1 pseudogene is annotated in these 772 nt (G+C 44.9%); it reads left to right on the forward strand.

The annotated features are described in order from the left end of the window. A pseudogene (locus RT445_RS18480) lies at positions 1–772 on the forward strand (methionine gamma-lyase family protein); the annotation flags it as partial.

Below are 772 nucleotides of genomic sequence, written 5' to 3' on the forward strand. Positions count from 1 at the left end.
GTGACAAAGATACAGGCTCCTTGAAAGATTATCAAATCGGCTATCGCCATGTCGATTTACTGAATAACCAAGAAATTGATTGGACAGGTGTGGAAGCGGCTATTACTCCGCAAACTAAAATGATTGCAATTCAACGATCTAAAGGTTACGCGACACGACCTTCCTTTACGATTGCAGAAATTGCGGAAATGTGCGCAAAGATTCGTCAATTGGCCCCACAAGCGGTCATTTTTGTAGATAATTGCTATGGCGAGTTCGTAGAAGCACAGGAGCCTACAGAGGTTGGGGCTGATTTAATGGCAGGCTCACTGATAAAAAATCCTGGTGGTGGTTTGGCTAAAATTGGTGGCTATATTGCTGGCCGTGCCGATTTGGTGGAGAAATGTGCCTATCGCATGACATCTCCGGGTATTGGGGCAGAGGCGGGGGCTACATTAAATACACTAGGAGATTTTTATCAAGGATTCTTCCTAGCACCCCATGTTGTATCACAAGCATTAAAAGGGGCAATCTTTACGGCAGCCATGCTAGAGGAAATCGGGATGAATACGTCTCCAAGCTATAAGGCGAATCGCACGGATTTAATTCAATCTGTTTCATTCCAAACGGCACAGCAAATGATTGCCTTTTGTCGTGAAATACAAGCCAATTCCCCAATAAATGCCCATTATGCACCAGAACCAGCCTATATGCCCGGCTATGAAGATGATGTCATCATGGCTGCGGGAACATTCATCCAAGGCTCTAGTATTGAATTGACAGCAGATGGTCC

This window comes from Lysinibacillus sp. (assembly GCF_032093475.1).
Classification (GTDB): Bacteria; Bacillota; Bacilli; order Bacillales_A; family Planococcaceae; genus Lysinibacillus; species Lysinibacillus irui.